Genomic DNA, 22,970 nt, shown 5'->3' on the forward strand with positions numbered 1-22,970 from the left:
CGCGAATGAGTCTGACACGCGGTCCACGGCTGTCGCCCCGTTGCGAGAGAGTTTCCTGTTTCCTCTTCTTTCCGTCCGCAAGCATGTACGGGCCAGCCGCCACTTCGCGTGCCGCATTGCAGCCTCGCGGAGCAGAGGTCGGTTGTGCGACCGGTACCCAGCCGAGGTGACGTGTGCTGGGCGACCCCGGCGACGACGGGACCACCGCGTTCCCTCCGACCGACGAGCCGAGCCCGCACGCACCGACGGACCCCGGCCATCACCCCGGCCGGGGTCCGTTCGCACCGCTCAACGCGGAGGTGCTCCTGACTGGCTCCCTCAGCGCCGGGCCGTGGCGGCTACTTGCCCGTGCCGATCGGGTCGACGGTGATGCCGGGGCCGGAGTTGTCGTCGGCGGGGAGGTTGATGCTCTGGGGGAGGGTGTGGGAGTGGGTCTCGTTGGGCGGCGTGACGATGAGGCTGGTGAACGTCACGCCGGAGCCGCCGGTGTGGTTCGGCGGGTAGTGCAGGGTGAAGCGGGTCTCCTGCCCGGGCGCCAGGTGGACGTCGGGGGCGGCGAGCTTGCTGCGGTCGGCGCTGACGGTGCCGTCCCGGCCCTTGAGGTCCACGCTCGGGAAGCCGTGCATGGTGCAGGGGCCGGAGCCGGTGTTCTTGAGGTTGACGATGAGTTCTCCCTCCGCCATGCCGCCCGAGGTGGTGAAGGAGAGGTTGGCGGTGCGGCAGGCGTTGCCGGCGGTGCCGGAGTGCGAGGAACCGGAACGGGAGGACGCAGCAGAGCCGGAGGCGGCACCGGCACCGGAACCGGACCTGGAACCGGAGGACGAAGCAGAGTCGGAGGCGTTGCCGGCCGCTTCGGCGGATCCGGCGGCCGATCCGGCCGACGAGCCGCCCTGGCTGTCCGCGGCGGCGGAACTCGCGGGCGCCGAGCCTCCGTTGGCGTCGGCGTCACTGCTGCAGGCGGTGAGCGAGAGACCGGCGGCCACGGCGACGAGGGTGAGGACCGAGATCTTCCGCATGCGCATTGCTTCTCCGTAGGTTCTGACGCCCGCCCCTGCCGAGCAAGTCGTTCTGCCTTCCTTGATGCCGGTGGCGCCTCCTCAGTTGGCACACCGCAGGCACCAGGACACGCCTGTGACACGGGAGTGGACGGGCCGCAACAAACCGGGAGCGGGCGGGGGCCTCGCGTACCGGGTCGCACGGGGGCAGGGTCGCGCACACCGGGTCACACGGGGGTCTGCTCGTGCAGGGCGAACACCCGGGCCGGGAAGCCCGAGCCGCCGAGGGGCTTGGGCCAGGTGGCGACGATCAGGGCACCGGCCTCCGGAACGTCGTGCAGGTTCGCCGGCATCTCGATCTGCCACCGGTCGCGCTCCAGCACGTACCGTTCCAGGCTGAAGTCCCCGACGGTGGTCGCGCGTCCGGGATCGGTGTCGGTCTGCTCGTGGCCGACGGCGGTGACCCCCGCCTCCTCGCACAGGTAGCGCAGGACCTCGGCCGACCAGCCGGGTGTGTGGGCGGTGCCGTCGCCGTCCCGGTCGGCCATCGCGACGGGGTCCGGCCAGCCGCGGCCCCAACCGGTGCGCAGCGCGACGAAGCAGCGGTCACGAGCGCGCTGTCTGGCCGACCGGGTCAGGCTGTCTGGTCGGTATCGAGTGCACTGTCTGGCCGGCCGGGTCAGGCTGTCTGGTCGGTATCGAGCGCGCTGTCTGGTCGGCCGGGTTCGCCGGTCCCCGCGGTCTGGCTCGCCGGTCCCCGCAGTCGGGTTCGTGTCCCCCCGGCCGGGTTCGTCGGTTCCCCCGGCCGGGTTCGTCAGTTCCCCCGGCCTGGCTTGTCAGTTCCCCTCGGTCGGGCTTGTCAGTTCCCGCGGTCGGGTCGTCAGTCGCCCCGGCCGGGGGCCGTGTCGTCGTGCGTGTCCGTCTTCTCCTTCCCGATCCTTCCCGTTCCTTCCCTCCCTCTCGCATCCGTTCCCGTCCGTGCCGGGGCGAGCGGCGGGTGCTGCGCGTGGGTAGCGGGAGACGGGAGTGATGTGCCGTCAGGCGGCGGGACGGTGTCGTGTCCGGCGGCGACGGCGGGGAGTGGCGGCACGGGAACACCACGGGAACACCACGGGGGCCCCGGGCGCATCGCGCCCGGGGCCCCCGTGGTGTTCCCGTCGCGGCGCGGCGGGACGCTCCGCGAACCGGGACCCGTCGGGGCTCACGTCGAGTACTCGGTCCCGCGTGGTCACCGTGTCGTTCTGGTGGCGAAGACCCATCGGTTGCTCGACAGGGCGTCGTGGGCTTCGGGCAGCGGGCCGCGGCCGTATTGGTGTGTGAAGTCGAAGGGGGTGCGGGTCGACGTGGACCAGCCCCTGGCCGTCAGGGTGCCTGCGGAGTCGGGGCGTGGCTCGGAGTCGAACAGGTGGAGGAGGTCCACGCCCGTCTGGTCCTTCGTCGCGGTGTAGATCGGGCTCTCCCGGACCTCCCGCGACTCGGTGCCGACCTTGGCCTCGTAGGCCAGTGTGCTGCCCCGGGGGCTCAGACGGTCGACGGTGGCGATGAGGTGCCGCTCCGCGGCGCCCGGGAGGTAGAGCAGGAGCCCTTCGGCGAGCCAGGCGGTCGGGGCGGCCGGGTCGTGGCCCGCGTCGGCCAGGGCCCCTGCCCAGTCGGTGCGCAGGTCCGCGGCGACCGGGGTGCGCGCCGGGCCGGGGGTGGCGTTCAGGTCGCGGAGCACGTTGTCCTTGAACGCGAGGACCTCCGCCCTGTCGATCTCGAAGAGGGCGCAGCCGGGGGGCCAGTCCAGGCGGAACGCCCGCGAGTCGAGACCGGCGCCGAGGATGACCGCCTGGCGGACGCCCTCCCGTACCGAGCGGAGGAGGAAGTCGTCGAGGACCCTGGTGCGCAGACCGAAGTACCGCGCCAGCCGGCCCCAGAGCGGGTTCGCTTCGCCGTCGGGGACTTCGTGCGGGCGCAGCGGCCAGTTCGCGGTCGCCCGCGCGGCGCGGACGAAGTGTTCCGCGTAGGCGTCCTGCGCCAGGGAGTCGGCGCGGTGGGTCTCGATGGCCCGGGCCGCGGCGACCAGCAGGGCGGTCAGGCCGACGCCGGCTTCGACGCCGGCGTACCGGCTCTCCGTGTCACGCACCGGGCTCAGGCCGCCGGCTGCCCGACCAGCCGGTCGCCGGGGATGCCGGCCTTGTCGGGGGCGTAGTAGTCCTTGATGCCCTCGACCCAGGTCGTCACCGCGATGCGGTCGCCGTCCGAGGGGCCGAAGGCGTCGAAGAGCGCGTCGATGTTGGGGCGCTCGAAGCCGATCGCCGTCATCAGGGCCGCGAAGAGCGGGCGTTCGACGAGCCCGTCGGCGTCCGGGTCGCCGAGTGCGCCGAGTGATTCGGCGAACTCGGCGATGGTCCCGTCGAAACGCTCGGGTGCCAGCACGCAGGCGACGTACTCGTCGAAGCTGATCCGGCCGTCCTGGTCGGTGTCCAACTCGGCGGCCAGGGTCGTCCAGTACCGCTGGAAGGCGGCCAGCATCGCGTTCTTCGCCGTGTCGTCGGAGTCGCGCGCGGCCTCGACGACACGGCTCGCCATGAGCGCGAGGTCCTCGGCCTCGATGTACCCGTTGCCGTTGGCGTCGAAGAGGGAGAAGACGAGTTGGACGCGGCTGATCGCCTCTGTGCGCATGGGCCGTTCACCTTTCTCACGGTCATCACCTGGTGGCCGGCGCGGACATGGTGCGGGAGCGGTGGGGCGGTGCCCTCCCGCACGGGCGGAGAGGGCGCTGTCCGGCGACGTCCTCACTATCCGGTCGGCAGCCGCGCTCCAGAGGAGAAGACCGGTGCTTTTCACTTGAAAGGATGAGAGACGTCGTGGACGCCTCGGCCGTGGGCGGCTCCGGTGCCCCGCGCCGCCGGGGCCCCGACCTGCCGCGCCGTCCGCGGCACGCCGACCCCGCGCCGTCCGCGGCACGCCCGCACGTCGCCGTCCGCGGCACGCCGAACGGCTCGGTACCAGGAGGCGCGGCCGACGGCTCGGTACCAGGTACTCCTCGCGCGCGTCCAGGTCTCCTGCGCTGTCCTGCCCGGACGTCGCGGCCACCGAGCGGACGCGCACGGGAGGGTGCCGAGCCGCTCGCCGCGCTGTTCGACGGGGCCGCGCCGGCGATCCACCCGCTGACGGCGGGCTGAGCCCCCCTGTCAGAATCGGACCAGCACAGGCGTACGGCCACCGGACCGGTCGCGCCGCGGACGAGGGAGGACTCCCGTGCCGTCGAGTTCGGAGCCGTTGCGGAGGATGGGCTTTCTGACCATCGGGCTGTTCGACGGGGACGACCCCCGTCCCGGCCACGAGACGACGCTGGAGATCATCGAACTGGGCGAACGGCTGGGCTTCGACAGCGCCTGGGTGCGCCACCGCCACCTCCAGTACGGCATCTCCTCACCCGTCGCCGTGCTGGCCGCCGCCTCGCAGCGCACCCGCAGGATCCACCTGGGCACCGCGGTCATCCCGGTGGGCTGGGAGAACCCGCTCCGGCTCGCCGAGGACCTGGCGACCGTCGACGTGCTCTCCGGGGGACGGCTCAATCCCGGCGTCAGCGTCGGGCCGCCGCGGCACTTCGACCGGGTCGGGCAGGCGCTGTATCCCGACACGGCGGGCGCCGAGGACTTCAGCTACGAGCGCGTGCGGCGGCTGCTCGGCCTCGTCCGCGGGGAGGCGGCCACCGACTTCAGCGGCACGGAGGGCTTCGAGGTGTTCTCCGACCGCGTCCAGCCGCACTCGCCCGGCCTGGGCAGCCGGATGTGGTACGGCGGGGCGAGCCTGCGGTCCGCGCGGTGGGCCGGCGAGCAGGGCATGAACTTCCTGACCAGCAGTGTCGTCAAGGCGGAGGAGTCCGAGGAGTTCGCCGAGATCCAGCTCGCGCACATCCGCGCCTTCCGCGCCCACCACCCGGACGGCGAGCGCGCCCGGGTCTCCCAGGGCCTCGTCGTCATCCCGACGGACAGCGCATCGGCCGAGCAGCGTGCGAAGTACGAGGCGTTCGTTGCCCAACGGACCCCGCGCACCGCCGCTCCGCAGGGTCCGGCCCGCATGCTGTTCGCGCCCGACCTCGTCGGCACCTCCGACCGGATCGCCGAGCAGTTGTACGCCCACGCCGCCTTCCGCGAGGTCGACGAGGTCGCCTTCGCGCTGCCCTTCACCTTCGAGCACGAGGACTACGTCCAGATCCTCACCGACATGGCCACCCGCCTCGGTCCCGCCCTGGGCTGGCGGCCGGGCACGGCACAGGACTGAGGCCGGGCACGGCACAGGAATCGGGCCAGGCACGGCACAGGAATCGGGCCGGGCGCGACACCGGGCTCAGGTCGGCGCGGCCGGCGGGCGCGCCGGGGCGGCGCAGGCCCGCGTGAGCACTACTGCACCGAGCGGACGGTTCCGCCGTCCACCCGGAGCGTGGCCCCGCTCACGTAGTCGGCCGGCGGTCCCGCGAGGTAGACCACGGCAGCCGCGACCTCCTCGGGCCGGCCCAGCCGGCCGGTGTCGTTCGGGACCAGTTCCCCGGCGGCGGCGCGCTCGATGCCCTCCCAGTCCTCGCCCCAGCCGTGGGCCGGTGCGATGTCGGTGAGTAGCCGCCGGACGGAGTCCACCAGGATCGCGCCCGGCGCCACCACGTTCGACGTCACGCCCGAGCCCTCCAGCTCGCGCGCCAGCGAGACGGCGAGGTTGTGCCGGGCGGCCAGGGACGCGGTGTAGTGCGGCTGGGCCTGCGTGGGCTGCACGGCGAGACCGCCGCCGATCTGGATCACCCGGCCCCAGCCGCGCTCCCGCATGGCGGGGACCAGCCGCTGGATCATCCGCACCCCGGAGACCACGTTCACCTCGTAGGTGCGGGCCCAGATCTCCGGCGTGGCCTCGGCCCAGGACAGGTGGCCGTAGCCGCCCGCGTTGTTGACCAGGATGTCGACCGGTCCGCCGGCCAGCGCCGCGGCGGCGACCGCGTCGGCACCCGCGTCGGTCGCGAGGTCGCCCAGGGCGACGGCGGCCCGGCCGCCCGCGGCCCGGATGGCGGTCGCCACCGCCTTCGTGCGGTCCGCGTCGCGGCCGTGCACCACGACCTCGGCGCCCTCCGCCGCGAGCATCGAGGCGATGGCCTCGCCCAGCCCTGAGCTCGATCCGGTCACCAGGGCCCGCTTGCCCGTCAACTGGGTGTCCATGAGGTCCTCAGCCTCCTTCCCCTTCTCGACCGTCTCCGATTGCTTCAGGCCGTTCCAGGCCGTTCCAGGCAGTTCTAGGTCAGTTCCGGTCACTTCTGGTCTTTTCCGGCATTCTCCGGCCGTTCTCGACTGCACCAACGAGGGGACCGGACGTTACGCGGACGCTATGTCTACGACTGTATACATGCCCCCACAGGAATGTCTACACTGGTAGACATGAAGTCTGGAGAATCCGGCACGGACGCGCCCGAGCCCCCGGCCAAGCGCCGCCGTGACGCCGGCGCCACCCGCGAGGCGATCCTTCGATCCGCCGTCGCCGCCTTCACCCGGCACGGATACGACGGCGTGGGGGTCCGCGAGATCGCCCGGGACGCCGGGGTGACCGCCATGCTGATCAACCGCTACTTCGGCTCCAAGGAGCAGTTGTTCGCCGAAGCGGTGGACACCGCCTTCGCACCGCGGACGGTGGTGAGCGGCGAGGCCGGAACGCTGGGCCGCGACACCGCCCTGACGCTGGTGGCGCGCACCGCGTCCGGGGCGGACCGGCTCGACCCGTTCCTGCTCATGCTGCGGTCCGCGGGCAGCCCGCGCGCCGCGGAGATCGTCCGGACCGGGGTCGAGCGCCATGTCGGACGCGACCTGGCGGCCCGGCTGCCCGGGCCGGGCGCCGACGAGCGGGCCGAGCTGCTGCTCTCCGTCCTCGCCGGGGTCTGGCTGATGCGGAAGGTGCTGGGGACGCAGGCTCTCGCCGGAGCGGATCCGGCGGAACTGGCCGGCCGGATCGAGGCGCTGTTCGAGCCTCTCGTCAGTCCGCCGGAGGCGGCTTCGACGCAGGACTGAGGGGCCGCGCCCCCGGCCCCCCGGCGGTGGCCGGCTTCGCGTCGCCTGCCGTTCGCGCCCGTCCCGGTGCGGCACCCCGGTGGGACGGCCCGGTACCGCGAGTCGTCGTCGCGGTGGCCGCCCCCTTCCCGTTCCTCGTGTTGCGGCCGGAGAAGCACGGATCGCTGCTGGTCACCATCGTCAGGATGGACGAGGACGAGTGGAAGTCCTTCATCGCCGAGGGCACCCGCACGGGCAAGTTGGCCACCGTACGGGCGGACGGCGCGCCGCACATCGCTCCCGTGTGGTTCCTCCCGGACGGCGACGATCTCGTCTTCACCACGGAGAACGTCACCGTGAAGGCCCATGACATGCTCCGCGACCGACGGGCCGCGATGTGCGTCGACGACGGGGTGCCGCCCTGCTCCCACGCCGTCCTGTGGGGGCACACCGGGATCTCCGAGGACCCCCGGGAGCTGCTCGACTGGGCGACCCGCATCGTCGCGCGCTACATGGGTGAGGAGCGTGCCCCCGAGTTCGGCGCACGCAACAGCGTCCCCGGCATGCTGCTCGTGCGAATGCACGTCGACCGCGTCAGCGCCGACGCGGCCATCGCCTGACGGGGGCCCTCCGCCGAGCCCACCGCCGAGCTCGCCGAGCCCTCCCAGCTCTCCCAGCCTTCCGCCGAGCGGCACCCGTGATCCCGCCGACTCCCGCCGTGGCTCCCGCTACGGTGGCCGCTGCCCGCCGGCGCGCGCTCGGGCCAGGACGGATGGGGCCGCGGACCGGCCCTCGGGCAGACATCGGACGGACTGCGGACCGCCCCTCGGACCGACCGCGGGCCCACCCGCCGGCCTCGGACCGACCGCCGGCCGGCGTCCGTTCGCGGCGGTCCTACGCCTCGTCCGCCGCTGTCGGCTGGTAGAGGTCGTTGAGTTCGTCCGCGTGTTCCTCCTCCTCCGCGAGGACGTCCTCGATGAGCCGCCGGCTGGTCGGATCGCTCTCCCCGATCCAGCGGACGATCTCCGTATAGGTCTCGATGACGATGCGCTCCGCGACGAAGTTCTCGCGGATCATGCCCTGGAGGTCCGTGTCGGCCGGTGCCGCGTATTCGGTGTGCGAGCGGGCCACCAGGGAGCCGGGGTCCATGTCGGGACTGCCGCCCAACTGGTTGATGCGGTCCGAGACCCGCCGGAAGTGGTCGAGTTCCTCGTCCGCGTGCTCCCTGAACATGGCGGCCACCTGCTCGCGGTCGATCCCCTGGGCCACGATCGCGTTCTGGGTGTAGCGCAGGTAGCAGACCATCTCGGTGGCGACGACCTGGTTGAGCACATCGATCAGACGGTCCAGGTCGGAGGTGTTCGCCGGGGTGACGGGGCCCCGGGTGATGTGCTTCCTGGCCTCTTCGCGGATCCGGCTGACGTCGATGGCGAACTGGTTCTGCACGGGTGTCTTCATGGCGTCTCCTCGGCCGACGGCGGAGCGCACCGGCTCTCCGGTCAGCCTTGCTCGATCGGTCCTGCGTCGCGTCGGGCGATGCGTTCGGTGCGGTGTGCGGTGCGGGGGCGGTGTGCGGTGCGGGGGCGGTGTCCGGTGCGGGGGCGGTGTCCGGTGCGGGTGCGGTGTCCGGTGCGGGTGCGGGGGCGGTGTCCGGTGCGGGGGCGGTGTCGGGTGCTGTGTGGGTGCGATGTGCGGTGCGGGTGCGGTGTCCGGTGCGCTGCGGGGCGGTCCGCGAACACGTCCCGTGCGGCGTGCTGGTCCGGGGCCGGGGCCCGCGTCCGAGGTTCGGGTCCCGGGGCCGCGTCCGGGGCCCGGGGCCGGGGGCCCGGAAGGTGGGGTGGGGCGGGGCAGGGCGGCGGAGGAGGACCGTTCCGGACGGGTGCGCCCCGTGCGCTCGGCCCCGGAAATCGTAAGTCGGCGGTTCCCGCCTCCCGGGCAGACGCGCCCGGGCTGCTCCCTTCGCGACATCCCGGAGGACGTCAACGGCCGCAGCTCGCTCTTCGGCACCCTGCACCGCGGTGTCGCACCCGGCGGCTCCTGCAACGAGTCCTCCGGTGTCCGCAGCGGCGAACGGCCCTGTGGGGGTGCCAGAGCGGTTACCACACCTACGCCGTGGAGCTCGACAGGTCGACGTCCCCCGAGCAGATCCGCTGGTACCCGGACGGCCAGGACCGCTTCACCCGCGCGGTGCCCGTCCATCATCGGGCTGCCGGGGCGCACGGCGAGCCGGTCCCGCGGCCTCCCACCCAGAGCCGACCGGCACCCGACCGGTTGCCGACCGGGCGCCTGCCCCGCCCCCGGACCGGGGTGCTCCGCGCCCCGGCGCACGCGTCCAGCAGGACTGCGGGCCTGTCGGGCGGGACCGCGGGCGCCTCCGGCGAGACCACGGCCTGTCCGGCGGACCGCGGGCATGGGCCCGGACCACCGGTGCGCCCGGAGCACGCGCGTAAGCCCCGGAGCACGCGCGTGTGCCCGGAGCGCGGGCGTGCCACCCGGCCACCGCCGGCGTGGGCCCGGACAGCGGGACGACCACCGGAGCCGCCGCAGGAAACCGACCACGGAGCCACCGCACGGGAAGCCGTCCGCAGAACCGCCGCACGCGAAGCCGCACGCGGCGCCACCGAGCCCACCCCACCGACCACGAGGCACACCAACCGCGAGGCACACCGACCACGAGGCACACCAACCGCGAGGCACCGGTACCAGGCTGCGTGCAAGCGCCGACCAGCGCGGCGCGCCGGATGTCAAGGAACGGCGCACACCGCGCGGGAGGCGTTCGCAGCGGCCCTGCACGTCACCGGGGGTGTCGCCGCGCCCCTGCACGTCACCGGGGGCGTCGCCGCGGCCCACTGCGCAGGGGCTCGCCGTACTGGTCCCTGCCGTGCGCCCGGCGACCCGTCGGCCCGGCCGCGCGCCCCGACCGCGAGGCGACCCGCGCGTAGCGCCCTGCCCCGCGGAGCGGTGGGACCATCGGAAGGGACGGGCGTTCCCGGCCTGCGCCGCGGTGGGCCCGCATGGGAAACGGCGGCCCGGCGGCCCCGGGAGGGCGGCGGTGGGAAGCCGGAGAGGGTCCAGGCCAATGTGCGGGCGGGGATGTCAAGGCGACCGCGGCGGCTCCGACCAACGGGTCGAAGGGCCCCGCCGGGGCTCGCGCACAACGAGGAGTACGCGATGCAGTTCCTGATCAGCCTGCACATCAACCCGGCCGTGCTGGACGCGCTGACCGACGAGGAGAAGGCGGCGATCGGCGACGGCCACGCCGCGTTCATCGCGGCGCTGAAGGAGTCCGGCGAGCTGATCACCACGCAGGCGCTGGTCGACCCGTCACAGGCCGCCGTGGTGTCCGTGCGCAACGGCCAGCCGGTGGTGACCGACGGTCCCTTCCTGGAGTCCAAGGAGTACCTGGGCGGCTTCTACCTGCTCGACTGCGAGAACAAGGAGCGGGCGATCGAGCTGGCGCTGCGGATCCCGGACACCGCGATCGAGGGTCTGGGGGTCGAGGTGCGGCAGGTGATGTTCGCCGACGGACAATTGGAGGCATGACGGCACGAGCCATCGAGGACCTGCTGCGGGAGCTCACGCCGCAGGTCCTCGGCGCGCTCGTACGCAGGCACGGCCGGTTCGAGGGGTGTGAGGACGCCGTGCAGGAGGCCGTGCTCGCCGCCGCCGTGCAGTGGCCGGCCGAGGGGGTCCCGGACAATCCGCGCGGCTGGCTGGTGACGGTCGCCTCCCGGCGCCTCATCGACCAGGTGCGCAGTGACCACGCGCGCCGCGAGCGGGAGTCCCGGACGGCCGCCGAGGTGGTGCCCGAGGACGTACCGGACACCGACGACACCCTCGTCCTGCTGTTCCTGTGCTGCCATCCGACGCTGACCGCGGCCTCCCAGACCGCCCTGACACTGCGGGCGGTCGGCGGTCTGACCACGGCCGAGATCGCCAGCGCCTTCCTGGTGCCGCAGGCCACGATGGCGGCCAGGATCAGCCGGGCCAAGCAGCGCATCAGGGCCGCCGGCAGCTCGTTCAGCCTCCCACGGGGCGCGGAGCGCGAGGAACGGCTGCGGGTCGTCCTGCACGTGCTCTACCTGATCTTCAACGAGGGCTACACCGCATCCTCGGGCCGCGAGCTGCACCGTGCCGACCTCGCGCACGAGGCGATCCGGCTGACGAGAACGGTGCACGCCCAGCTCCCCGAGGACGGCGAGGTGACCGGGCTGCTCGCGCTGATGCTGCTCACCCACGCCCGCCGCCGGGCACGGACGACGGCGTCCGGCGACCTGGTGCCGCTGGACGAGCAGGACCGTACGAAGTGGGACCGCGCCATGATCGACGAGGGCGTCGAGCTGGTCAAGGCGTCGCTGGCCGGCCCGGCACTGGGGCCCTACCGGTTGCAGGCCGCGATCGCGGCCACGCACGCCGGCGCGGCCAGGGCCGAGGAGACGAACTGGCGGCAGGTGCACGCCCTCTACCTGATCCTGGAACGGATCGCGCCCAACCCGATGGTCACCCTCAACCGGGCGATCGCGCTCGCCGAGACCGAGGGCCCGGCGGCCGGGCTGGCCCTGCTGTCCGCGCTGGACGGTGACGAGCGGATGGCCGGGCACCACCGGTTGCTGTCCGTACGCGCGCACCTGCTGGAGAAGACCGGCGACACGGCCGGGGCGTACGAGCACTACCGGCGCGCCGCGAGGTCCACCGCGAGCATCGCCGAGCGCCGCCACCTGGAGTCCCGGGCCCGCCGGGTGCGTCCTTAAGGGCTGTCCCGGCGGGCAACGTCCGCCCCGCCACGGGGACCCTGCCTGCCGGGGCACCGGCTCGCCCGCCGACCGGTCCGCGACTCCCCGGGGGCACCCGGCACTTGCCCAAGAACACCCCAAGGGTTGCCCAAGAACATGCTGGTGCCCGAACCGGCGGGCGAGTACGTTCGTTCCGCTCGGCCTGAGATTCTTCTCGACTCTCCTGCGTTTCACTGCGCATCGCCATGAGGAACCCCCACACACCTCTGGAGCCGCCATGACGCAACGCCGATGGACCAAGCTGCTCGTCCTCGCCCTCTCCGCGGCACTCTTCACGCCGTTGACGGCCGGCCAGGCCGGCGCGTCCGTGCCGCTGGACGAGCTGACCGCAACCACCACCCAACTGGCGCAGGGCCTCCAGCGCCCCGTCGGGATCACCGCGCCGGACGACGGCACGGACCGGCTGTTCATCCTGGAGAAGGCCGGAGACGTACGGGTCTACGACCCGGACGGCGGCCTCGCGCCCGACCCGCTGCTCGACATCAGGGACAAGGTCGACACCTCCGGCAACGAGCGCGGTCTGCTGGGCATCGCCCCCGCACCGGACTTCGCGCGGAGCCAGGTGCTCTACCTGGCCTACACGGCCCTGCCGGACGGTGCCGACACCCTGGCCCGCTACTCCCTCGCCGACGACTCACTGGAGGTGCTGCTCTCCCAGGACCACAGCGAGAACTCCAACCACAACGCCGGCCAGCTCGCGTTCGGTTCCGACGGCGACCTGTACTGGAGCATCGGCGACGGCGGCGGCGCCGACGACGCGCCGAACAACGCCCAGAACCTGAACACCCTGCTCGGCAAGATCCTGCGCATCGACGTCAGCAGGACCTGCGGCGACCTGCCGTACTGCGTGCCCGAGGACAATCCGTTCGTCGGCGTCGCGAACGCCCGCCCGGAGATCTGGGTCTACGGGGTGCGCAACCCCTGGCGGTTCTCCTTCGACGAGGCCGACGGGTCGCTGTGGATCGGCGACGTGGGCCAGGGGTCGCAGGAGGAGGTCGACCACCTGACGCCCGACCAGGGCGGCGCCAACCTCGGCTGGTCCTGCCGCGAGGGCAGCGAGGCGCACCTGCCCGGCCGGTGCGCGGACGGCACCGAGTTCACCGAGCCCGTCTTCACGTACCGGACCTCGACGCAGGGCTGCTCGGTCATCGGCGGCTACGTCTACCACGGCGAGGAGTTCGGCGACCTCGCCGAGGGCACCTACCTGGCCAGCGACTACTGCTCCTCCACGGCCTGGGCGATCCGCCAGAACGCCGACGGCACCTACACCACCGGCACCCTCGGTACCCTCCCCACCCAGGTGACCGCCTTCGGCCAGGGCGCCGACGGGGAGCTCTACCTGGTCAACGACCTGCCCGGCCAACTCCACAAGGTCACCTTCGAACAGGTTTCGGCAAGCCGCTGACCACGGCAACCGGCGCCCCGCCGGCGCGGGGCGCCGCACGGCCCCGGCCGCGGGCCGGCGGCCGCAGCGGACCGCCCCCGGTGGCTGCGCCGCACGGCCCCGACTGCGGCTGCCCGTGGTCCGCCATCGCACCTCGGCGTGCGTTCCCGGAGGGCGGACCTTCCGCTGACGCGGAGAAGTCCGAGGAAGACGAAGACCCGGGAAGACGGGACCGGGAAAGACGAAGACCCCATGAGCCGCAAACCATTTCATCGCCTGGTGCGTTGACTACCTCTTTCCGCCATCCAGGTGTATTTCGCCGAGATATCTGTCCCAAACGGCCGTACCGGCGTTGTCACAGGGCATGAAACCACGTGAATTCTGGGATCGGAACACCATCCTGGCCGAGGCTTTCTGCGCCAGCGACGAACGCGTGCGGCAGGCCCGGTCCCTGCTGGACGAGGCCCAGGCGGAACGTTCCAGAACGCTGGCCGCGTTCGCCGTGACCGTCGGCAGCGACGTCACCATCGCGGCCCTCATGGGCCTGAACGAGCGCGAGGTGCGGATGGCCCGCCGCACCGTGGGCCGCGGCGACGCACGGACCGTCGCACAGGACCTGCTGACCCTCGGCCGGCGACCCCAGCAACCCCAGCAGCGCGAACCCCCCGCGCCCGACGCCGCAGCGCCGCCCCGTCCGGACGCCCACGTTCCGCACCCGCGCGAGGAGCAGCCCGCGGCCCCGCTCCCCGCCGGGGCGTACGGCACCCCGCACAGCGCCCCGCACGCCCCCACCACCAGTACCACCGGCCAGGGGCCCGAGCCGGAGCCTGCGGTCATCTGGTCGTCGAGCATGGATTCGGTGCTGCTGTGGAGCTGGAAGTCCGGACTCGACCTCCAGACCGTGGCCACCGAACTCGGCCTGGACGTACGGACCCTGCTGCTGCGGGTGCAGGTGCTCGCCGATGACGGTCTGCTCTCGCCCACCGTGCCGCCCGGCCCGTCGCCCGACCACACCAGATCCGACCACGCCAGGTCCGACCACCCGAGCGCGCCGCCAGCGGACCACCGCCGCCGCTCCGGCCGCCACCGCCGCCACCACGAGGGTGCCTATGCCGCCTTCTTCAGCCCCACCACCACGTTCCCCTCGTACTCCCCGCACTCCCCGCACTCCCCGCACTGAAAGCTTTCGCCTGGCGGTCGCGACGAGCCCGCCGCGAACGGTCCCGTCCCCGTGCGGGCCCCTGGATCGCGCGACGGCCCACTGGCGCACCCGGGATCCGCCGGCCCGACGACCGGCCGCCGAGCACTCGCGCCCACCCGGAGCCGAGCACTCGCGCCCACCTGGAACCGGGCCGCGGTCGGCGAGCGCTGTGCGCCTTTCCCGTGGGCGATATCGCGGAGAACGTCCCTGCCCGGGCCGCCACCGCGGAACTCACTCCCTCCCCGCACCGCGTGGGAATTGTTCGACAACCCGGCCCACCGCGGACTCGGACCGCGGACCGCGGACCGGAAACGGCGAGATGTCCGGACCGAAACCAGGGAGCCTCAAAAGCCAGGTGTATTCCATACTGCGCCGGCAAAGGCGGCATCAGCAGTCGTTTTTCCTCGCGGATGCCGTATCGGTCGACGCGCGGGCGGCGCGACTCGGCTCGGGGCGCGGGCCCGACCCAGGTCTGCGCGGGCGCGGGCCAGCTCTGCGCGGGCGGGACGGGAGCGCAGGCGGGCGGGACGGGAGCGCAGGCGGGCGCGGGCGCCACGGTCAGGACAGGCGGGCGCGGGCGCCACGGTCAGGCTTCGAGTTCCTCCGCGAAGTGCCGGAAGCCCCGCCGCTCCTCGTGCAGGTTCCACAGGGTCTGCGCCAGCACGGCCGGGTCCTTCTTCGGGTGGCCCGCGGTGATCGCACCGGGGATCACGAGCTGGGCGACGTGGATGCCCTCACCCGCCAGCTCCTCGTGCAGCATCTGGGCGAAGGCGCTCTCGCCGGCGAAGGCGATCGAGGTGCCCGCGAGGTGCGGCCTCGGACGTACGGCGGTGCCGCCGTTGACGAAGAGCAGGGTGCCGCGGCCGAGCCTGCGCATCCCCGGCAGCACCTGGTGCACGGCCGCCACCGGCCCGTAGACGGAGAACTCGAGCGGGCCCACCAGGTCGGCGGGGGTGGTCTCCAGCACCGGCCGCATGAAGTCCTTGTGCGGCAGCGGGCTGTACTGCATGACCTCGATCGGGCCCAGCGTCTCGGCGGCGGCCTCCAGGGCCGCCGTGAGGGCGTCCGGGTCGCGGGCGTCGGCGGCGAAGCCGCGGGCCCTCACGCCGTCGCCGGCGAGGCCGGTGGCCAGGGCGTCAGCACGGTCCTGGTGGCGGGAGACGAGCGCGACGTCGAACCCCTGGAGGCCGAACTGCCTGGCGACGGCGGCACCGAGGCCGCGTCCCGCTCCGATGATGGCGATGGTGGTCATGACTCTGCTCCTCGGTACGTCCGGGCGCCGTGCACGCCGGGAGCGCCGACCTTTGCCGCGCGCCCTCCTGCGGTCCGCGCAGTCTTTCAGGACGCACCCGAGCTCCTGGGGGAGGCAGGGCCCTGCCCCGCTCGGGAAGCCGGCGCCCGGGAAGCCGGAGCCCGGGAAGCCGGCGCCCGGGAAGCCGGCGCCCGGGAAGCCGGCGCCCGGGAAGGCAGTACCCGGGAAGGCAGTACCCGCGCAGCGCACCCGGGCCGCGGGCGCCCAAGCCTCAGGCGCCCTAACCACGAGCGCCCTGGCCGCGGGAGCCGGGTCATCCGTGCCGGGAGGGGCCGGAGGTGTGCCGGTGCGGGGTGAAGCGGCGGACCGTCGTACGGCGCAGCCCGGGCCAGGTCTCGATCTCGCGGAAGGACGGGTGGACCGCCCCCGCGTCCGGTGCCTGCGACGCGGCCGCACGGTGCTCGTCGTGCGAGGTCCACTCGACGTAGTTGAGCACCCGCGCGCCGTCCACACTGACGTGGAAGTGCGTCGAGATCAGGCCGGGCGGCGGGTCGGAGGCCGGCAGCGCGAACATCGCGTCGACCCACCGGCGGGCCCGCACCGTGTCCGGCGTCTCGAATTCCCGGCCGACCAGCACGATGCAGCCGGGGATGCGGCGCAGGCCGAACTGCCTGCTGCGGCAGCGCAGGTACGGCACCGTACCGGTCCACTCCGTGCCCGGCACCGCCTCGGTGACGCCGCGGGCCAGTCGCGGTTCCGAGACGGCCGTGTACGCACGCGCCGCGTCGTCGTCGGCCCACTGCGACAACTGGGCCACCCAGGGCCCGTCGGCGTCGAGCAGGCAGGAGCGCGACAGCAGCCCCGCGGGCCAGCGCCCCAGCGCCCAGCTCCCGACCACCGCGTCGGCCGCCCTGCGCTGCCGGCCCGCCACCGCGACCCACTCGCTCAGCAGGGTGACCCCGGCCTCGGGACGGCTCATGTCGGGCACCGCGCCCCGGCCGTGTTCCATCGCAGCTCCCACTCCTCTCCCGCGGCCCCCCTTCCAGTGCGTACCCCGCTGGTGGGCGTTTGCTCGGCGCGGCGGGCACGGATGCCCGGCGGGCGGCCCGGACTCCGGCGCGACCCGGACTCCGGCGCGACCCGGCCGCCTACCCGCCCGGCCGCCTCCCCCGAACGTCGGAGCCCCCCACCGCCGAGCCCGCGCCGGCCGAAAACCGGTGGTGCGCCGTGCCCCGCCCCTGCCACGCTCGCCGGATGACGGATCCGTCCGACCCCACCGCGCATCCCGCCGCCCCGCATCCCGCTGCCGCCCGTCCCACCGCCTCCCGCCCCTTCGACGAGCTGGTCGCCGAGGCCGAGGCCGTTTCCGTCGACGGCTGGGACTTCTCATGGCTGGACGGCCGCGCGACCGAGCAGCGGCCCGAGTGGGGCTACCAGCGGCTGATGGCGGAGCGGATGGCCGGGGCGTCGGCCGCGCTGGACGTGCAGACCGGTGGCGGCGAGGTGCTCGCCGGGGTGCCGCGGCTCGCGCCGCTGACGGCCGCGACGGAGTCCTGGCCGCCGAACATCGCCAAGGCGACCGCACTGCTGCACCCGCGCGGCGCGGTGGTCGTCGCGGACCCGGACGAGCCGCCGCTGCCCTTCGCGGACGGCGCCTTCGACCTGGTGACCAGCCGTCACCCGGTGACCGTCTGGTGGCGGGAGATCGCCAGGGTGCTGCGCCCCGGAGGCACCTACCTCTCCCAGCAGGTCGGGCCCGCCAGCGTCTTCGAGCTCGTCGAGTACTTCACGGGACCGCGCACCGAGGAGGAGCGGCGGGGCCGGCATCCGGACACCGCGCGCCGTGCGGCGGCGGCCGCCGGGCTCGACGTCGTCGACCTGCGGTCCGCGCGGCTGCGGATCGAGTTCTTCGACATCGGCGCGGTGGTCTACTTCCTGCGCAAGGTCATCTGGATGGTGCCCGGCTTCACCGTCGACCGACACCGCGCACGGCTGCGGGAGCTGGACGCGCTGATCCGTGCCGAGGGCCCGTTCGTCGCGCACTCCACCCGCTACCTCGTCGAGGCCCGCAAGCCCGCCGCCTGAGGCGCGTCCACGCCGACGGCCGGCTCCCCGGGCGCCGTGCGGGCCACGCCGGTGCGCCGTCCCGCCACCGGCTGACGCCGGGGACCGCACCCGTACGGGCGAACGCGCGCTACGGCACCCGGACGGCGGAACGCGCAGCGCCGCGCCGCGCGGGCCCCGGGGCCACCGGGCGGCGATCATCGACGGCATGGACGTCACCCTTCACCTCGCCCAGCAGCCCGAGGCCGACGCGCTGCTGAGCCGCAGTCCGCTGGCCGCGCTGGTCGGGATGCTGCTCGACCAGCAGGTGCCGATGGAATGGGCGTTCACGGGGCCCTACACCATCGCGCAGCGGCTGGGCGCCGACGACCTCGACGCCCACGCGATCGCCGCGCACGACCCCGAGGACTTCGCCGCGCTGCTCGCGACGCCGCCCGCCGTGCACCGCTACCCGGGATCCATGGCCAACCGCGTCCAACGGCTCTGCCGGTACCTGGTCGAGCAGTACGACGGCCGGGCCGAGGGTGTCTGGGAGGGGGTGGAGACCGGCGCCGAGGTGCTGCGGCGGCTGGTCGACCTGCCGGGCTTCGGGCGGCAGAAGGCCCAGATCTTCCTGGCCCTGCTGGGCAAGCAGCTCGGCGTCCGCCCGGAGGGCTGGCGCGAGGCGGCGGGCACGTACGGCGAGGAGGGCGCGTACCGCTCCGCCGCCGACATCACCGGCGAGGAGTCCCTGGCGAAGGTGCGGGAGCACAAGCGGGAACTGAAGCGGCGGTAGCCGCGCCGGCCCACCCGGCGACGCACCCCGACCCACCCGCCGACGCACCCCGACCCACCCGGCGACGCACGCGGCCCACCCCGGCGGGGGCAGCACCCACCCGGGAGCGGTCCCGGCGCGGCCGAACCCCGGACGCGAGCAGGGCCCCGGACACGGGCGGAAGCCTCCCGGACGCGAGCAGGGGCCCGGGCGCGGGCGGAAGCCTCCCAGTCGCGGACCGGACCCTCCCGGACGCGGACCGGACCCTCCCAGTCGCGGACGGGACCACCCCGAGCGCGGACCGACCACCCCGAGCGCGGACCGACCATCCCGGGCGCGTACCGGACCATCCCGGGCGCGGGCAGAAGCTTCCCGGGCGCGCGCGGGAGACTCCCCGGCGCGCGCGGGCGCCTCCCCGGCGCGGGCCGCGGCAGACGGGCGCCCGGGCACCGCCGATGACGACGGGCGGGCTTGATTCCCACCGTCGCGGCTGCGCCCACGGAGCGTTGCCCGGTAGGCTTTCCGTGTGATCTTCAAGCGCATCGGCAACGGCCGGCCGTACCCCGACCACGGCCGGGAAAGCACCCGGCAGTGGGCGGACGTCGCGCCGCGCCCGGTCCGCCTCGATCAGCTCGTGACGACCAAGGGCCAGCTCGACCTGGAGACCCTGCTCGCCGAGGACTCGACGTTCTACGGCGACCTCTTCGCCCACGTCGTCAAGTGGCAGGGCGACCTCTACCTGGAGGACGGCCTGCACCGCGCCGTGCGCGCGGCCCTCCAGCAGCGCCAGGTGCTGCACGCCCGGGTGCTCGAACTCGGCTGAGCGACCGGGCCGCCCCGGTGGCCCCTGCCCGCGGGGCCGGTCCCGCATTGGGCCGGACGGGGGCCCGTAGTGACCCATTCGGGGCAGAGTGCGTGTCATACGATGATCATCCGGTAGGCATGGCCGTCCCCTCGCACTACGCTGCGGCCATGAGCATGCTCACTCCCCCCGGCTTGGGCGGCAAATACCGCATCACAGGGAACAAATACCCTCGTATGCGCCGGGGTCGTCGGCGCGGCAGAATCGTGCTCGCCGTCGTCGCCTCCGCCGCGGTGGTCGGCCTGCTCGGGTGGGGGAGCCTCCAACTCGTCAACGTCTTCACGGGCGGCGAGGCGAGTGCCGCGGGTGCCGGCAGGGACTGCGCCGTCACGCCCGGTACGGGCAAGGCGGGCCCCGGGTCCGCGGGCGCCGCCGGAGCCGGCGCCTCGCCCAGCCCCGCCATGACCCTGCCGAAGCCGAAGCAGGTCACCGTCAACGTCCTCAACGCCACCACGCGCAGCGGCCTCGCCAAGAAGACGGCGGACGAGCTGAAGAAACGCGGCTTCACCATCGGCGACGTCGGCAACGCCACGCCCGAGTACGACAAGAAGGTCAAGGGCACCGGCCTGCTGCTCGGCCCGCCGTCCACCATGGACACCGCGATCCCGCTGCTGGGCACGCAGCTCGTGGGCGCCGAGAAGAAGGCGGACGACCGCAAGGGCAAGAGCGTCGACCTGATCATCGGGGACGGCTTCAAGGGCCTGGCGAGCGAGGCCGCCGCGGCGCAGGCGCTGCGGACGCTGACGCATCCGACACCGGCTCCGTCACCGTCGAGGAGCTGCTGAACCCAGCAGCACGCTGAACCCAGCGCCACGCCGAGCCCAGCAGGCGCTGGTCTCAGTGACGCGCTGGTCTCAGCGCACGTTGCACTCGGCAGCACGTTGCACTCAGCAGCGCGCTGGACTCAGTACCCGCCCCCGAACTCAGCACCGCGCACCGCTCGGACACCGCAAGCCCCTCGCCGCTCCGGTGCGCCCTCTCAGGCCACCGTGCCGTACATCCTGTCTCCCGCGTCACCGAGGCCCGGAACGATGTAGCCCTGTTCGTTGAGGCGCTCGTCCAGGGCGGCGGAGACCACGGTGACGGGGGTGCCGGCCAGCTCGCGTTCCATGATCTGTATGCCTTCCGGCGAGGCCAGCAGCACCACGGCGGTGACGTCGTCGGCGCCGCGCCCGATCAGCTCCCTGATGGCCGCGACGAGGGTGCCGCCGGTGGCCAGCATCGGGTCGAGCACGTACACCTGGCGGCCGGAGAGGTCCTCCGGCATCCGGGTGGCGTAGGTCGATGCCTGGAGGGTCTCCTCGTCCCTGATCATGCCGAGGAAGCCGACCTCGGCGGTGGGCAGCAGCCGCACCATGCCCTCCAGCATGCCGAGACCGGCCCGCAGGATCGGCACCACCAGCGGCCGCGGATGCGTCAGCTTCACACCGGTGGTCGTCGACACGGGCGTCACGATGTCGACCTGCTCCGTGCGCACGTCCCGGGTGGCCTCGTACGCGAGCAGCGTGACCAGCTCGTCGGCGAGCCGCCGGAAGGTCGCGGAGTCGGTGCGCTGGTCGCGCAGGGTGGTCAGCTTGTGGGCCACCAGCGGGTGGTCGACGACATGGAGACGCATGCCCCTAACAGTAACGGGGCCCGTGCCGGGGCCATGCCCGCATCAAACCGCCCGGTAGGGGGAAGGTGATGGTTCTTACTGGGGGCTGGGGTGGTGGGGGCCGATGCCTGAGAGCAACGGGGAAGCGCACGCCGGGGACGAGCGGCCGACGGGGAGCACGGCGGGCGGGGGCAGCAGGGGGCGCCCGGGGGCCGGAGCGGGTCAGCGGGGGGCGGGCGCGGGACGGCAGGAGAGCGAGGCGGAGCGCAGGAGGCGCAGGGCGCAGTTCCTGCGGGAGCTGGCCGAGGCGCGCGAACTGCGCGCCCGGGTCCGCCCCCGGCACGCCCGTGCGGAGCGCATGAGGCGGGCGGTGCGCATGCGCACCTTCCGCTGGTAGCCCGACTCCCGCGGGACGGCTCGGGACGGCTCGGGACGGGACCGCGGCCGCCGGGGCCCCTGGCGGGCCCCGGCGCGTCGCACGGATCCTCCGTATTCCCTCGCCTGGCCCCCCGTTCGCCCTCCTGGCGGCAGCCGCGCCGCATCCCGCGCACCGGCACGGCACACCCGCCCGGTCCGCCGGGGCCCCTCGGGCGGTCCGGAGAAAGCGCAGGCCGTGGGCGGGGGGAGTGCTGTTCGCAAGCCGGCGGGGATACGGAAGAATGCCCGAAAGGCGGACCGGGCGAAAACAAGAGCGGACACAGGGGGCGGAAGACCTCTCCTGAAGCCGTTCTTTCTGCCACGATTCCGATTGGGGCGGGGCTCGGCACAGCACCCGCCCCAAGCCGCCGCCGGGGGGACCACCAACCGGCACGCCTATGACCAGTGGGAGAGTCACGGTGTACTTCGCCGCACTGCTCGCGCGCACCGAAGACGGGTGGGAAGCGAGCGACACGGAGCTCGACGATGTGGAGACCCTTTCGGACCTGACCGACCTGGCCCGCGAGGCCGCGTCCGACGAGGACACGGTGCTCGTCTTCATCGAACAGGAGGACGCCTGGTTCGGCGTCGTCCGCGTGGACGGCGAGGAGGACCCGCGCATCTACGTCTCGGACGGCTCGGCCGCCGCCCGCAGCGCGTACGGCGAGATCCTGCTCACCGACGAACTGCTCGGCAGGGAGCCGGGCACCGACGACGACGGCGACGACCTGGACGCCCTCGACCTCGACGGCACGGAGGACGGTGAGCCGGGCAGCGCCGGGGACGACGCCGACCTCGACGCCGACGAGGCCGTGCCGTCCGGCCCCCTCGGCGACTTCGAGATCCTGGCGGACCTGGGAGTCGACGAGAAGGACCTGCTCGCCCTGGACAGCGGTGACGCGCTCGGCGAGATCGCCGATGTCCTCGGGGCGGCGGAGGTGCTGGAAACCGTACGTTGAACTCCACGGCGGGGCCCGGCCACGGGCCCGCGGGTCCGCACGGGCCGCGCACCGCGCTCACCGCATGAGCACGGCGCACGGCCCCCTGCCGGACCCCGTACGCGACCGCTGGCGGGCGTCGATGCGGCACGCCCTGGACGAGGCCGAGCAGGCCGTCCAGGGCGGTGACGTGCCCGTCGGCGCCGTTGTGCTGTCCGCGACCGGCACCGTGCTGGCCACCGGGCACAACGAACGCGAGGCCGCCGCCGACCCCACCGCGCACGCCGAGCTGCTGGCGATCCGGCGCGCCGCCGCGGCGCTCGGCGGCTGGCGGCTGACCGGCTGCACCCTCGTCGTCACCCTGGAGCCGTGCACCATGTGCGCGGGCGCGATCGTGCAGTCCCGCGTGGACCGGCTGGTGTACGGCGCCCGCGACGAGAAGGCCGGCGCCGCGGGCTCGCTCTGGGACGTGGTGCGCGACCGCCGGCTCAACCACCGGCCCGAGGTGATCGCGGGCGTCCTCGCCCAGGACTGCGCCCGGCTGCTCACCGACTTCTTCCGCACCCGCTGACCGGACGGACCGCGGCCGCACCCGTCCCGGCAGCGCGCACCGCCCGCCCCGGCACCGCGCCCCACCCGGGCCCGCCCGCACCCGCACCCACGCCCGCGCCACCGACGGAAACGGATTTCGGAGCACGGGCCCCG

At 73.8% G+C, this 22,970-nt stretch carries 24 protein-coding genes; 15 read left to right on the forward strand and 9 right to left on the reverse strand.

Annotation, left to right across the window (positions count from 1 at the left end; genetic code table 11):
- Positions 1–338: 338 nt before the first annotated feature.
- The 4 genes from IE313_RS01225 to IE313_RS01240 all read right to left on the reverse strand — a co-directional run bounded on the left by IE313_RS01225 (position 339) and on the right by IE313_RS01240 (position 3,659).
- Entirely contained in the window at positions 339–1,016 is a 678-nt protein-coding gene (locus tag IE313_RS01225) for a DUF4232 domain-containing protein (protein WP_308439121.1), read from the reverse strand.
- 206 nt (positions 1,017–1,222) lie between these two features.
- On the reverse strand, positions 1,223–1,813 hold the full coding sequence (locus tag IE313_RS01230; protein ID WP_308439128.1) for a cyclase family protein: 591 nt from the start codon (positions 1,811–1,813) through the stop codon (positions 1,223–1,225).
- 410 nt (positions 1,814–2,223) lie between these two features.
- A complete protein-coding gene (locus IE313_RS01235; RefSeq protein WP_229924276.1) occupies positions 2,224–3,120 on the reverse strand; it encodes a class I SAM-dependent methyltransferase in 897 nt (298 codons plus the stop codon).
- Positions 3,121–3,125: 5 nt separating this feature from the next.
- Entirely contained in the window at positions 3,126–3,659 is a 534-nt protein-coding gene (locus IE313_RS01240) for an EF-hand domain-containing protein (RefSeq protein ID WP_189928957.1), read from the reverse strand.
- A 173-nt stretch (positions 3,660–3,832) separates the two neighbouring features.
- Between IE313_RS01240 and IE313_RS01245 the strand changes: the two genes are divergently transcribed.
- Both IE313_RS01245 and IE313_RS01250 read left to right on the forward strand, forming a co-directional pair.
- Complete coding sequence (locus IE313_RS01245) at positions 3,833–4,162, forward strand: hypothetical protein (RefSeq protein ID WP_189928958.1); 330 nt, start codon at positions 3,833–3,835, stop codon at positions 4,160–4,162.
- Between the two features lie 76 nt (positions 4,163–4,238).
- Positions 4,239–5,267, forward strand: coding sequence for an LLM class flavin-dependent oxidoreductase (locus IE313_RS01250; protein WP_189928959.1), 1,029 nt, complete (start codon positions 4,239–4,241; stop codon positions 5,265–5,267).
- Between the two features lie 119 nt (positions 5,268–5,386).
- Here IE313_RS01250 and IE313_RS01255 read toward each other — a convergent pair whose 3' ends face one another.
- The gene (locus IE313_RS01255; RefSeq protein ID WP_189928960.1) at positions 5,387–6,187 is read right to left on the reverse strand and encodes an SDR family NAD(P)-dependent oxidoreductase; all 801 of its coding nucleotides are present in this window, start codon (positions 6,185–6,187) and stop codon (positions 5,387–5,389) included.
- A gap of 216 nt (positions 6,188–6,403) precedes the next feature.
- On the opposite strand from IE313_RS01255, the gene IE313_RS01260 reads away from it, so the two are divergent.
- The gene (locus IE313_RS01260) at positions 6,404–7,027 is read left to right on the forward strand and encodes a TetR/AcrR family transcriptional regulator (protein WP_189928961.1); all 624 of its coding nucleotides are present in this window, start codon (positions 6,404–6,406) and stop codon (positions 7,025–7,027) included.
- Positions 7,028–7,212: 185 nt separating this feature from the next.
- Positions 7,213–7,626, forward strand: a complete 414-nt coding sequence (locus IE313_RS01265; RefSeq protein ID WP_189929268.1) for a PPOX class F420-dependent oxidoreductase — start codon at positions 7,213–7,215, stop codon at positions 7,624–7,626.
- A 274-nt stretch (positions 7,627–7,900) separates the two neighbouring features.
- Here IE313_RS01265 and IE313_RS01270 read toward each other — a convergent pair whose 3' ends face one another.
- A complete protein-coding gene (locus IE313_RS01270) occupies positions 7,901–8,464 on the reverse strand; it encodes a ferritin-like fold-containing protein (protein ID WP_373316882.1) in 564 nt (187 codons plus the stop codon).
- Between the two features lie 1,713 nt (positions 8,465–10,177).
- On the opposite strand from IE313_RS01270, the gene IE313_RS01275 reads away from it, so the two are divergent.
- The 4 genes from IE313_RS01275 to IE313_RS01290 all read left to right on the forward strand — a co-directional run bounded on the left by IE313_RS01275 (position 10,178) and on the right by IE313_RS01290 (position 14,363).
- Positions 10,178–10,549: a YciI family protein gene (locus IE313_RS01275; protein ID WP_189928962.1), complete on the forward strand. Its 372-nt coding sequence runs from the start codon at positions 10,178–10,180 to the stop codon at positions 10,547–10,549.
- Positions 10,546–11,757, forward strand: coding sequence for an RNA polymerase sigma factor (locus IE313_RS01280; protein ID WP_189928963.1), 1,212 nt, complete (start codon positions 10,546–10,548; stop codon positions 11,755–11,757). Before IE313_RS01275 ends, IE313_RS01280 begins: the two co-directional genes overlap by 4 nt.
- A gap of 259 nt (positions 11,758–12,016) precedes the next feature.
- Positions 12,017–13,204, forward strand: a complete 1,188-nt coding sequence (locus IE313_RS01285) for a PQQ-dependent sugar dehydrogenase (protein ID WP_189928964.1) — start codon at positions 12,017–12,019, stop codon at positions 13,202–13,204.
- Between the two features lie 343 nt (positions 13,205–13,547).
- Positions 13,548–14,363, forward strand: coding sequence for a hypothetical protein (locus tag IE313_RS01290; RefSeq protein WP_189928965.1), 816 nt, complete (start codon positions 13,548–13,550; stop codon positions 14,361–14,363).
- A gap of 607 nt (positions 14,364–14,970) precedes the next feature.
- On the opposite strand, the gene IE313_RS01295 is transcribed toward IE313_RS01290, so the two are convergent.
- Together IE313_RS01295 and IE313_RS01300 are read right to left on the reverse strand one after the other, a co-directional pair.
- Positions 14,971–15,636: an SDR family NAD(P)-dependent oxidoreductase gene (locus tag IE313_RS01295; RefSeq protein ID WP_189928966.1), complete on the reverse strand. Its 666-nt coding sequence runs from the start codon at positions 15,634–15,636 to the stop codon at positions 14,971–14,973.
- A gap of 313 nt (positions 15,637–15,949) precedes the next feature.
- Positions 15,950–16,645 (reverse strand): antibiotic biosynthesis monooxygenase, encoded by a 696-nt coding sequence (locus IE313_RS01300; protein WP_189928967.1) that lies wholly within the window; start codon positions 16,643–16,645, stop codon positions 15,950–15,952.
- 245 nt (positions 16,646–16,890) lie between these two features.
- Here IE313_RS01300 and IE313_RS01305 point away from each other — a divergent pair, with 245 nt between their 5' ends.
- The 4 genes from IE313_RS01305 (at position 16,891) to IE313_RS01320 (ending at position 20,101) form a co-directional block, all read left to right on the forward strand.
- Positions 16,891–17,721, forward strand: a complete 831-nt coding sequence (locus tag IE313_RS01305) for a class I SAM-dependent methyltransferase (protein WP_189928968.1) — start codon at positions 16,891–16,893, stop codon at positions 17,719–17,721.
- Positions 17,722–17,908: 187 nt separating this feature from the next.
- A complete protein-coding gene (locus tag IE313_RS01310) occupies positions 17,909–18,475 on the forward strand; it encodes an HhH-GPD-type base excision DNA repair protein (RefSeq protein ID WP_189928969.1) in 567 nt (188 codons plus the stop codon).
- Between the two features lie 505 nt (positions 18,476–18,980).
- Positions 18,981–19,277, forward strand: coding sequence for a type II toxin-antitoxin system VapB family antitoxin (locus IE313_RS01315; protein ID WP_003955420.1), 297 nt, complete (start codon positions 18,981–18,983; stop codon positions 19,275–19,277).
- Between the two features lie 149 nt (positions 19,278–19,426).
- Positions 19,427–20,101 carry a LytR C-terminal domain-containing protein gene (locus IE313_RS01320; RefSeq protein WP_189928970.1) on the forward strand — a complete coding sequence of 225 codons (675 nt, stop codon included), beginning with the start codon at positions 19,427–19,429 and terminating at the stop codon, positions 20,099–20,101.
- A 194-nt stretch (positions 20,102–20,295) separates the two neighbouring features.
- Here the strand turns inward: IE313_RS01320 and upp are convergent, their stop codons facing one another.
- Positions 20,296–20,931 carry a uracil phosphoribosyltransferase gene (gene upp, locus IE313_RS01325; protein ID WP_189928971.1) on the reverse strand — a complete coding sequence of 212 codons (636 nt, stop codon included), beginning with the start codon at positions 20,929–20,931 and terminating at the stop codon, positions 20,296–20,298.
- 103 nt (positions 20,932–21,034) lie between these two features.
- On the opposite strand from upp, the gene IE313_RS01330 reads away from it, so the two are divergent.
- From IE313_RS01330 to tadA, 3 genes are all read left to right on the forward strand, one after another.
- A complete protein-coding gene (locus IE313_RS01330; RefSeq protein WP_189928972.1) occupies positions 21,035–21,307 on the forward strand; it encodes a hypothetical protein in 273 nt (90 codons plus the stop codon).
- Positions 21,308–21,725: 418 nt separating this feature from the next.
- Positions 21,726–22,286: a tRNA adenosine deaminase-associated protein gene (locus tag IE313_RS01335; protein ID WP_229924277.1), complete on the forward strand. Its 561-nt coding sequence runs from the start codon at positions 21,726–21,728 to the stop codon at positions 22,284–22,286.
- 64 nt (positions 22,287–22,350) lie between these two features.
- On the forward strand, positions 22,351–22,836 hold the full coding sequence (gene tadA, locus IE313_RS01340) for a tRNA adenosine(34) deaminase TadA (protein ID WP_189928973.1): 486 nt from the start codon (positions 22,351–22,353) through the stop codon (positions 22,834–22,836).
- Positions 22,837–22,970: the final 134 nt, after the last annotated feature.

Source organism: Streptomyces sulfonofaciens, assembly GCF_014656295.1.
Classification (GTDB): domain Bacteria; phylum Actinomycetota; class Actinomycetes; order Streptomycetales; family Streptomycetaceae; genus Streptomyces; species Streptomyces sulfonofaciens.

What these genes read in the sequence shown, in the direction of transcription:
- IE313_RS01225 (WP_308439121.1), bottom strand. Translation starts at nt 1,016, where the DNA reads ATGCGGAAGATCTCGGTCCTCACCCTCGTCGCCGTGGCCGCCGGTCTC.
- IE313_RS01240 (WP_189928957.1), bottom strand. Translation starts at nt 3,659, where the DNA reads ATGCGCACAGAGGCGATCAGCCGCGTCCAACTCGTCTTCTCCCTCTTC.
- IE313_RS01245 (WP_189928958.1), top strand. Translation starts at nt 3,833, where the DNA reads ATGAGAGACGTCGTGGACGCCTCGGCCGTGGGCGGCTCCGGTGCCCCG.
- IE313_RS01255 (WP_189928960.1), bottom strand. Translation starts at nt 6,187, where the DNA reads ATGGACACCCAGTTGACGGGCAAGCGGGCCCTGGTGACCGGATCGAGC.
- IE313_RS01260 (WP_189928961.1), top strand. Translation starts at nt 6,404, where the DNA reads ATGAAGTCTGGAGAATCCGGCACGGACGCGCCCGAGCCCCCGGCCAAG.
- IE313_RS01265 (WP_189929268.1), top strand. Translation starts at nt 7,213, where the DNA reads ATGGACGAGGACGAGTGGAAGTCCTTCATCGCCGAGGGCACCCGCACG.
- IE313_RS01270 (WP_373316882.1), bottom strand. Translation starts at nt 8,464, where the DNA reads ATGAAGACACCCGTGCAGAACCAGTTCGCCATCGACGTCAGCCGGATC.
- IE313_RS01275 (WP_189928962.1), top strand. Translation starts at nt 10,178, where the DNA reads ATGCAGTTCCTGATCAGCCTGCACATCAACCCGGCCGTGCTGGACGCG.
- IE313_RS01280 (WP_189928963.1), top strand. Translation starts at nt 10,546, where the DNA reads ATGACGGCACGAGCCATCGAGGACCTGCTGCGGGAGCTCACGCCGCAG.
- IE313_RS01285 (WP_189928964.1), top strand. Translation starts at nt 12,017, where the DNA reads ATGACGCAACGCCGATGGACCAAGCTGCTCGTCCTCGCCCTCTCCGCG.
- IE313_RS01290 (WP_189928965.1), top strand. Translation starts at nt 13,548, where the DNA reads ATGAAACCACGTGAATTCTGGGATCGGAACACCATCCTGGCCGAGGCT.
- IE313_RS01295 (WP_189928966.1), bottom strand. Translation starts at nt 15,636, where the DNA reads ATGACCACCATCGCCATCATCGGAGCGGGACGCGGCCTCGGTGCCGCC.
- IE313_RS01300 (WP_189928967.1), bottom strand. Translation starts at nt 16,645, where the DNA reads ATGGAACACGGCCGGGGCGCGGTGCCCGACATGAGCCGTCCCGAGGCC.
- IE313_RS01305 (WP_189928968.1), top strand. Translation starts at nt 16,891, where the DNA reads ATGACGGATCCGTCCGACCCCACCGCGCATCCCGCCGCCCCGCATCCC.
- IE313_RS01310 (WP_189928969.1), top strand. Translation starts at nt 17,909, where the DNA reads ATGGACGTCACCCTTCACCTCGCCCAGCAGCCCGAGGCCGACGCGCTG.
- IE313_RS01320 (WP_189928970.1), top strand. Translation starts at nt 19,427, where the DNA reads ATGAGCATGCTCACTCCCCCCGGCTTGGGCGGCAAATACCGCATCACA.
- upp (WP_189928971.1), bottom strand. Translation starts at nt 20,931, where the DNA reads ATGCGTCTCCATGTCGTCGACCACCCGCTGGTGGCCCACAAGCTGACC.
- IE313_RS01330 (WP_189928972.1), top strand. Translation starts at nt 21,035, where the DNA reads ATGCCTGAGAGCAACGGGGAAGCGCACGCCGGGGACGAGCGGCCGACG.
- IE313_RS01335 (WP_229924277.1), top strand. Translation starts at nt 21,726, where the DNA reads ATGACCAGTGGGAGAGTCACGGTGTACTTCGCCGCACTGCTCGCGCGC.
- tadA (WP_189928973.1), top strand. Translation starts at nt 22,351, where the DNA reads ATGAGCACGGCGCACGGCCCCCTGCCGGACCCCGTACGCGACCGCTGG.